Annotated in this window: 7 protein-coding genes; all 7 read left to right on the top strand. The window is 58.7% G+C overall.

Annotated elements, in window-relative coordinates; all coding sequences use genetic code 11:
* Window positions 1-590 (top strand): DUF2345 domain-containing protein (locus MA04_RS21455; RefSeq protein ID WP_262462793.1); only part of this gene is annotated, 590 nt, incomplete at its 5' end.
* Window positions 591-646: 56 nt separating this feature from the next.
* Window positions 647-2,290, top strand: coding sequence for a hypothetical protein (locus MA04_RS21450; RefSeq protein ID WP_262462791.1), 1,644 nt, complete (start codon window positions 647-649; stop codon window positions 2,288-2,290).
* A complete protein-coding gene (locus MA04_RS21445; RefSeq protein ID WP_262462789.1) occupies window positions 2,287-3,435 on the top strand; it encodes a hypothetical protein in 1,149 nt (382 codons plus the stop codon). The genes MA04_RS21450 and MA04_RS21445 overlap by 4 nt, the downstream gene beginning before the upstream one ends.
* A 10-nt stretch (window positions 3,436-3,445) precedes the next feature.
* Window positions 3,446-4,261 (top strand): hypothetical protein, encoded by an 816-nt coding sequence (locus MA04_RS21440; RefSeq protein ID WP_262462786.1) that lies wholly within the window; start codon window positions 3,446-3,448, stop codon window positions 4,259-4,261.
* A gap of 291 nt (window positions 4,262-4,552) precedes the next feature.
* Entirely contained in the window at window positions 4,553-5,320 is a 768-nt protein-coding gene (locus tag MA04_RS21435; protein ID WP_449355858.1) for an STY4534 family ICE replication protein, read from the top strand.
* Window positions 5,321-5,487: 167 nt separating this feature from the next.
* Window positions 5,488-6,423, top strand: coding sequence for an ArdC family protein (locus tag MA04_RS21430; protein WP_262462784.1), 936 nt, complete (start codon window positions 5,488-5,490; stop codon window positions 6,421-6,423).
* Between the two features lie 98 nt (window positions 6,424-6,521).
* Window positions 6,522-6,815 carry a hypothetical protein gene (locus MA04_RS21425; protein WP_233918119.1) on the top strand — a complete coding sequence of 98 codons (294 nt, stop codon included), beginning with the start codon at window positions 6,522-6,524 and terminating at the stop codon, window positions 6,813-6,815.
* The last annotated feature ends 62 nt before the right edge of the window (window positions 6,816-6,877 follow it).

Below are 6,877 nucleotides of genomic sequence, written 5' to 3'. Positions count from 1 at the left end.
GCGCCGGCCTCTACAGCCACAAAGGCCCGCTCAAGATCATCAGCGAAAACGGCCCGGTCTCCCTGCAGGCCAACGGCGGGCCGCTGGAACTGCTCGCCGACCAGGCCATCACCGCCACCAGCAGTGAAGGCAAGGTCAGCGTCCTCGCCAAGGAAAAAATCACCCTGCAAAGCGGTGAGGTGGAAATCGTCCTCGACGGCGCCAACATCTTCTTCCGCTGCCCCGGTACCTTCACCATCAAAGGTTCCATAAAGTCGTTGGAGCCGGGCCAGGCCGGCAGCGTTTCGATACCAGCCCTGCCCTCTGCCAAGTCAGACCTTCCAACCCATGAGGCGGTGGATTGGATCGCGTTGGATTATCGAGATCCCGATACGGGGGTGGGCATCGCCCAGGCGGATTACGACATTCTGTTCCAGGACGGTCCCACGGTGTCGGGACAGTTGGACGCGAACGGCGAAGGCCGGCACGAACGAGTGGACAATAAGCTGGTGGAGAACGTGGTGTACAAACCGCGCACACCGGAGACCGATCAGCCCTTTGCCTCCCTCTTCGATCTTCAAATTCCAGACGCCGGTGATAACCATGCCTGAGACGCCAGGCACACCGGACTATCAAGGAAGCGTCGTTCAGTGAAGGAGTCACAAACATGAGCCCGCCTGGCAACGGCCCCGCAACGGAACAGGAGCTACGGGACGCCCTGGCATTCCTGACCGACACCTATGTCCGTTTTGATGAGGGGCGCCGCGATGTGGCGATCTGGCTTTGGGAAGCGATTCAGGGGGATTTCAACCTGGATCGCAGTACCGGACAGGTCACGTTCGACGCCGCGATTTCGATGATCCCGGTGGTGGATCAAATATGCGATGTGCGCGACATCATCGCGAACTGCATGCACCTCAATGAGGACAGCTCGGACAAATGGTCCTGGATCGCGTTGTGTCTGACGCTGATTGGCCTTATCCCCTCCCTGGGTTCACTGCTCAAGGGTGTGTTGAAGATCTTCTTCCTGTTTGTCCGCCGTTTTGGAGGGCGTCAGCTTGCCACAGCGATAGAAGAGGCCATGACCTGGGTGATCACTTTCCTGCGCAAGAAAGAGGTGGAGCAGTACTGGAAGGCCCTTAAGATCGACGACATCTTCGGCTATCTCGCCGACGAAACCCGCAAGTTGAAAGGAAGAGTAGATCCTGGAAGTCTGACTCGGGCGTTCGACACCGGCATCGCAAAATTTCGCGAACTGACGGACAAGGTGAAACTCGTCCCTGTCGTAGGGGCCCGCGCCCAAGCGGTCCTGGAGACCGTGCTGAAGATTCGCCGGCAATTCGACAACTATGTCGGCGAGGCAATTGCTCCGATCCAGGAGGTGCTGGACCAGATCATCCGCCGCCTGGACGCTGAGCACCTGCTGTACCGCGGCGCCCGGGTCAACACCCTCAACGTGCATTTCCGAGGAACACTGCCTCAAACCAAGGCCGTGACCTTGATGCGCCAGTCAGACCCACCGCCGCGGTGGTTGAAGGAAGGCGAGCCGCCGCACCCGGGGTTAAATCCTAAGGATGGGGATCTTATGGATGATCTACGGGGAGACTGGCTTGATTTATTGGAGGAGAAGCGGCTCACCAACAGCGACTTTCCAATGCTATCAGATAGGCAGATCACTACATTTCATCGTGTTCGCCCCGATGTCCTTGAGGGACCGCAAAAGCTATATCGTGTGACTTCACCCTCCAACGGCGCCGCCGGAGACTGCTGGATGTTGGAGGAAGACTTTATGAAGTTGATGAAACAGGCGGAGGACCCGAAAAGCGATTGGCGTCAATTCCTGGCGGTGTGGCCCCAGTGGAACCCCAATGGGCAATTCGTGGTGCTGGATATCCCCGCAGGAGGCCGTGTGAATGTGTGGCGTGGTCCCGCCGCCAGTCAGGTCTTGGAGCAAGTGCCTGAAATGGAAGGCAAGTATCTGGAAGGCGGATGGGAGCAAATCGTTATTATGACTGCAGATCAAGGCAATCCGACCGGTACCGTTTCAGATACTTTCCGGTTTTTCCGGCAGTCCGATGACATGAGTGGACGATTGGACCCGACAGAACTGGACTACTCCGCCTTTAAAGACTTACCAGAGGCAGAAAAGGCTCGTCACGTCAGTCTGCGGGAAGCCGTCAATGACCCGCGCATCCAAGGTCCCTATGATACTGGTTGGGGCACCACGGACTTCGACGCCCAGTTGGAGGACGTCAAACTGGGCCTGCCTAATCTGCCTGGGCAAGTGACGAAACAAGGAGACGGCTCATGAGCGGCTCGCCTATGACCCTGAACGTATGGCAAAAGCGTCAGGCCACGGTGCTGTATCACTACACCTCGCAGGCGTACTTACAGGGCCTGAAGGACCGGCTGGATGTGCTGATCGGTGACACGGAAATCACTCTTGATACGGCGCTTCAACAGGGCCGGGACCAGTACATCGCCAATCCGCGCTGGGGATGGCGGGACACCGCGGCCAACTGGAGCACCTACGGCTTCCCGGCGTTGAAGGAATGGCGGCAAAGTGTGATTCATCAGATCGCCCGGCGGGCCATTGAGGTTTATAGCAACACAGGCGCAGAAAACTGCTCCGGCATGCTCCGGAACCTATCCATGGGCTGGACCACCCCCGAGGAAGAAAAACAGTTCGAGGAGGCTTTCAGCGAAGTTTACGGCTATGCCACTTATATCGACAGCCTGATTGGACCACCAAAAAACATGACGGAAAGCGCCTTTAATTCGTATTGGTACGGCTCCCGCACTGACCCGAGCAACCCGGGGATAGCCCACCTTTTCCCCCGACTCCCCAAGTATGTCGTCCATATGGCTGTCGAAGCGGAGACGGGGAAGAAGCCGCCACGCACGGGCGTGTATGTACCTCAAGACGACCCGCTAGGGGCGCTCCAGTTTTGTTGGACAGGAGGGGAAACCAATGGCAGCCCTGGGAAATGCGTCACTTTCAATGATCTGGGAAGAAAGATCATTCAAGCAGCGGAAAGGGATAACTTTTGGGTCAAAGGCCCCGAGCTTGTTAACGCGGTCAAACAATACGCACCTTCGGAATACGAGACTTTTGTGCGCAACCTAAGAGGGCGCAACTTCTCCCCTTCGGAATTGGATAACCCGAATATGGCCAGTCGTTTCCTGAGAAACGAAGGTATGGCACTCAACTCCTGCAAGTGGTACTTCGTCGAACAGATTGAAGGCGAGTACGACGACGCTGTCGAGCCGGTTGATGTTCCGGTACGCCCTCCCCGAACCCCCGGTGGTCAGCCGTGCCCTGAGTCCGGCTGGTGGTTCACCCCGGCAAAAGCGGGCTCCCGCCGTTATTTCAAGAAGGGAGAGGTCATGCCGAGTTTCAAGGGCAGTGCTTACGGGGATACGTTCTGGCAGTGGGATGCCAGGCAGGGACAGTAAGACCTGAGCGATGAATCGACCAGCATATCCTTGCAAGAGCGGTTATCGGCACCGCACCCAGATCATCGGTGAGGCTTGGGACATTGATGGTGAACACTGGGCCGTCCGCAAGCGGGTGCGCTCCCCCCACGGTATTTTCATTGAATACGGCTGGCGGATGGACCAAGTGCCCGGCCCCGGCATCCCCTCTCGGGGTATCAGCCTGATCCTCACGCCGGTATTGGCTCAGGCTCTGCATGACCTCCCTATCTTCAATGAGGCCAAGGCGGCCTTGGAGATCAGCCATACCGCCTTGAATCAGTTACGTCGACGGGTGGCCATGCGCCACCGGGACCAGTTGGACCGCTGGTGGCGGGACCGTATTGATGACCTTAAAACCCTGCCGATAGACACTTTCGCTCGCTGCTACGGCGTGCATCCGGACACCGTCATGGCCTACCACCAGCGGCTGGTCGGCCCAACGCAGACCGGCACCAACCGGACGAGGGAGTACCAGAGGGTAAACCAACTAATGGTGATGTTTCTGGATCACCACGCCGACACCGGGTTCACCAACCTGCGGCACGCCAAGCAGAATCCCGCCATCCCCATGGGGGAATACGGCTATCGAGAGGAGACCCCGCAAGGCCCGGTTTACTTGTTCACCTCCGACACGCTGGTCAAGGCCATTCCGGAATTCACACTCAAGCGGATCTCCCGAGCCCTGGAGGCAACCGGTTGGGTGGAAGCCTCGACCTGGGTCAACGGCGAAAAACCCATACCAAAGCCACGCCGCATCAGCGGGCGCCGTAGTCTGTACTATCACGTGCATCGCCCCAATTCGTGACCTTACTCCGGTGCGAAGGGTTGCGCTGGCCCCAAAAGCTTGACACCCCGCCGCCATCGTTGATTAGATATTGATCGAACACCCTCACCGCTGGGATAAGCGGCCCCTTGAAAAAAGCCTTGTCGGATCGTGAAACGAGGCAGCCTTCGGGCTTCGATCCACTCTCAACCCTCGCCAGCCGGCAACCTTCGACACCTTTTTCCATATCACCCCAACGGGGAAACACATCCCCATGGGGCACGCTTATGCGTGGTGTTTCTCCGTATTTTCTTAACGTTAAGGAGAATCACCATGAACCCAGCTCAGTCCACTCAACCGACTCAATCTACTCAAGAAAAGCAATACTTCGATCTGCACACCACCGGCATCGGGTACCTGAACCGTATCCGCGAAGTGTCTCCCAAGAAGGGCAATCCCTTCCTGGCGTGCAACATCGCGGCGCTGTCCGGGGCCTCCGACGACGTGACCTACGTCCGCTTCGACTGTCGTGTCAGCGGCAAAGAGGCCGCCGCGTTGGTCCAGCAATACGAAGCCGCCGTACAGCAGGATCAGAAGGTCCTGATCAGCTTCAAAATTGGCGACTTGTGGGTCGATACCTTTACCTACACCAAAGGCGACAAGGCCGGCCAGACCGGCGTCAGCCTCAAGGCCCGTCTGTTGTTCATCAGTTGGATCAAGGTGAACGGTCAGTTGGTCTACAAGGCGGAACAGCCGCAGTTGGAGCAAGATCCGTCCGATCCCACCCATCAGGGTGGCCAGGACGATCAGGCTGAAGCGGCCCCTTCCGAGGATGCCCCGGCACCCACTGCCGAGGATGTACCCTCACCGAAGGAAACGCCGCGTCAGCCTGCTCAAAAAACGCTGCCTGAAACCGTCCAGCTGTCCAAGGACGCACCGGACTTCCAGGCACGGGTGGCTCAACTGGTACAGCAAGGCTACGACTACGATGGTCAAGCCAACGTATGGCGTTTGCCCACCGATGCGGCCAAGGCCGCCATCGAGGCGCAACGCCAGGCTAATGCCCAGGACTGGGCGCGCAGTGCTCAGGCCACCGCCTGATTACCGCTCGTCACTGTCACTCTCTACCCAGGCCTCGTTTTCGGGGCCTTTTCCCTTTCTCCAATTGCCTGCCCTTCCATCCACCCCACGGGGAAACACCTTCCCTTTGGGGGACGCCGTTCATGCGGCGTCGGTGTTTCTCCGTCTTTTCCAACAGGAGAATCACCATGGATATCTACGAGTCTGTGACACAACGTATCATCACCGCCTTGGAACACAGCACGCCACCCTGGATCAAACCCTGGTCTTGCTCAACCGGAGGCTCTGCTGACGGCCTCATGCCGAACAACGCCATCAGCGGCCGCCCCTACCAGGGCATCAACATCCTGGTCCTTTGGATCGCCGCCGCCGACCAAGGCTACGCCAGCGCCCGCTGGCTGACCTACCGCCAAGCCCAAGCGGCCGGCGGACACGTCCGACGTAACGAACAGGCCACCCTCGCCTGCCTGTACCGGCCAATGGAGCGGCCAGAGCAGGACGATCAAGGCCACCCTATCCTCGACGACGATGGGCACCCGAAGATGAAACGCTTCGCCATTGTTCGCGGTGTCCCTCTGTTCAACATCGAGCAGTGCGAGGGATTGCCTGACGACCGTCCTTCCAACCGCCCTGCAACCGCCACGGACTTCCGCCCCCACGAGGACGCGGAACGGCTCATTCAGGCGACCGGCGCAGATCTGGAGCACGTCGCCGGAGACCAGGCCTACTACAGCCACCAACAGGACCGGATCCGGCTTCCCCTGAAAGGTCAGTTCCGCAGCGAGGGCGATTATTACGCCACGGCGTTGCATGAGCTGGCCCACTGGAGCGGCCATCCGACCCGGTTGAACCGGGACGGGATCCGTTGTTGGAGCGGCTTTGGCTCCGAGGAGTACGCCTACGAAGAGCTGATCGCGGAAATCACCGCGGCCTTTCTGTGTGGGCACCTGGGCCTGGAAGGCAAACTGCAGCACGAAAGCTATATCGCCAACTGGCTCAAGGCACTCCGCAATGACAAACGTCTGATTTTCCGGGCGTCGGGAGAAGCCCGCACCGCCGCGGATTTTCTGCAATCGTTTGGAACAACACGTCAGGAGGGCAAGGCCTTACAAGACTGCGCTTAACACGGCGCGCCGTCACTTCATCCTCTGTTTCATTCACCCACCGGGGTCCTGTCACCCCGCCGGGTGCCGTGGCCCCTTCACTTTAAAAGGAAACCACCATGGCACTCGTAAGACTGTCCCAACCGTTGTTCCCTGCCGGTGACATCGTCATGACCCAGGGCGTGAACGACCTGATTCAACGCGGCGAGGTCAATCCCTCCCCCTATCTCCAACGCCATCTGGCGGGCGACTGGGGCGACCTCTGTGACGAGGATCGGCGTACCAACGACGACGCCCTCGAACAGGGCGACCGGCTGTTTTCGTCCTATCAGGTCACTCCGGCCTTAACGATCTGGATCATTACCGAATGGAACCGCAGCGTCACCACGCTGCTTTTGCCTGACGAATACTGATCGACCTTAACTTTTCCTCTCCACCCGGGAGTGTAGTGGTCAAGTGATCTTGGACAGTTTCC

The sequence above is a fragment of the Alloalcanivorax balearicus MACL04 genome (assembly GCF_025532145.1).
In the GTDB taxonomy this organism is placed as follows: domain Bacteria; phylum Pseudomonadota; class Gammaproteobacteria; order Pseudomonadales; family Alcanivoracaceae; genus Alloalcanivorax; species Alloalcanivorax balearicus.
The sequence above is the reverse complement of the archived record's forward strand: the minus strand, read 5'-3'. Positions and strand labels throughout refer to the sequence as shown.

What these genes read in the sequence shown, in the direction of transcription:
- MA04_RS21425 (WP_233918119.1), top strand. Translation starts at nt 6,522, where the DNA reads ATGGCACTCGTAAGACTGTCCCAACCGTTGTTCCCTGCCGGTGACATC.
- MA04_RS21445 (WP_262462789.1), top strand. Translation starts at nt 2,287, where the DNA reads ATGAGCGGCTCGCCTATGACCCTGAACGTATGGCAAAAGCGTCAGGCC.
- MA04_RS21450 (WP_262462791.1), top strand. Translation starts at nt 647, where the DNA reads ATGAGCCCGCCTGGCAACGGCCCCGCAACGGAACAGGAGCTACGGGAC.
- MA04_RS21440 (WP_262462786.1), top strand. Translation starts at nt 3,446, where the DNA reads ATGAATCGACCAGCATATCCTTGCAAGAGCGGTTATCGGCACCGCACC.
- MA04_RS21435 (WP_449355858.1), top strand. Translation starts at nt 4,553, where the DNA reads ATGAACCCAGCTCAGTCCACTCAACCGACTCAATCTACTCAAGAAAAG.
- MA04_RS21430 (WP_262462784.1), top strand. Translation starts at nt 5,488, where the DNA reads ATGGATATCTACGAGTCTGTGACACAACGTATCATCACCGCCTTGGAA.